Origin of the sequence: Actinotalea ferrariae CF5-4 (assembly GCF_000603945.1) — a bacterium.
GTDB classification, from domain to species: Bacteria; Actinomycetota; Actinomycetes; order Actinomycetales; family Cellulomonadaceae; genus Actinotalea; species Actinotalea ferrariae.
On sequence record NZ_AXCW01000440.1, the window covers coordinates 1 to 1,632 of the forward strand.

Genomic DNA, 1,632 nt, shown 5'->3' on the forward strand with positions numbered 1-1,632 from the left:
GACCGCCCGACGCAGGGGGAGCGGCCGGGACCGCCCGATGCCGAGGGAGCGGCCGGCACCGTCACGCCCCCGGCGGCCGGGCGCGGGTCGTCTGCCTCGGCCCCAGGGCGTCCTACGCGAAGGGACCCGTGACCGGGTCCCACTCCCGCGCGGTCCGGGCGGCCAAGACCCCGGCCTGCCGGAACGGGTCCTCGTCGAGCAGGCCGAGCGCCCCCTCGACGGACTCGGCGCGCACCAGCAGGAGCGCACCGGCCGGCGCCGTCCCGATGGCAGCATGCGCGACCGGCCCGTCGTGGACCGGCTGACCCCGGAGCGGACCGCTGGCCAGCAGGGTCCCGTCGGCGCGCAGCTCCTGCAGATAAGCGCGGTGGGCGGGCCGCACCTCCTCCTGGAGGTCGGTCCGGCTGTCGTACGTGTACTCGATCGCGTAGGTGGGCACACCGCATTGTGCCGGGCGGGGGAGCTGGGCCGACGACCCGCTCGACGTGCGTGTCGGCGCAGGTCGCCGTAGCGTCGCAGTGGTGTCGACCGCGTTCGGCACCGACCACGGTCGGCCGGACGAGGTCGACGCGGACGAAGGAGAAGGACGTGGCGCCAGGGCCTGTGGACGTGGCCCACGGCGTCGTCCTCGACGGTCGCTACCGCATCGAGGACGTCGTCGGGCAGGGCGGCATGGCGACCGTGTACCGCGCCCACGACGAGGTGCTGGGCCGGGACGTCGCGGTCAAGCTCTTCCCGCCCACGCCGGACTCGGACGAGGTCCTCCGGCACCAGGCCGAGATCCGCGTGCTGTCGCAGATGAACCACCCCGGGCTGGTGGCGCTCCACGACGCCGGGTCGGCGTACGCAGGAGGGCCGCTGCAGCAGACCTACATCGTGATGGAGCTCGTCCCCGGGCCGACGCTGGCCGACCTGCTGGCCACCGGGCCGCTCGCCGCGCGGCACACGGCCCGGATCGGGCGCCAGCTCGCGGAGGCGATCGCCACCGTGCACGCGGCGGACGTCGTCCACCGGGACATCAAGCCCGCCAACATCCTGCTCGTCGAGCGCGCCTCGGCGATCCGGGAGGACCCCGACGCGGCGCTCACGACCGGCCCCATCGTCAAGCTCGCGGACTTCGGGATCGCCCGCTTCGCCGACGGCGCGCGGCTCACGATGACGGGCACGACGCTGGGCACCGCCACCTACCTCAGCCCGGAGCAGGCGACGGGCGCGGGCGCCGGTCCGGCGACGGACGTGTACGCGCTGGGTCTCGTGCTCCTCGAGTGCCTGACGGGACGGAAGGCCTTCACCGGGACCGTTGCGGAGGTCGCGGCGGCGCGGCTGACGACCGACCCCCCGATCCCCGCCGACGTCGACCCGGGGTGGGCCGCCCTGCTGCGGGGCATGACCGCTCGGGAACCGTCCGCCCGGCTGACGATGGTCGAGGCGGCCCGACAGCTCGGTGCCCTGGGCGGGGGCACGGGCGAGCCCGGGACGGAGCAGGCGGTGCTGCTCGCCCCGGCGGGTCCGGCCGGTGCGCCGGTGGTCGACCCGAACCGGACGGGTGCCATGCCCGCCCCGACGGGTGCTCCTCTCACGGGCGCGATGCCGACGGGCGCCATGCAGACGGGCGCCATGCCGACGGGCGCC

The 1,632-nt window shown here is 75.9% G+C and carries 2 protein-coding genes; one reads left to right on the top strand and one right to left on the bottom strand.

Annotated elements, in window-relative coordinates:
- Window positions 1–112: 112 nt before the first annotated feature.
- Window positions 113–439: a YciI family protein gene (locus tag N866_RS18640; RefSeq protein WP_034229589.1), complete on the bottom strand. Its 327-nt coding sequence runs from the start codon at window positions 437–439 to the stop codon at window positions 113–115.
- 149 nt (window positions 440–588) lie between these two features.
- On the opposite strand from N866_RS18640, the gene N866_RS18645 reads away from it, so the two are divergent.
- Window positions 589–1,632: serine/threonine-protein kinase (locus N866_RS18645; RefSeq protein WP_155855495.1), on the top strand; the 1,044-nt coding region annotated here is incomplete at its 3' end.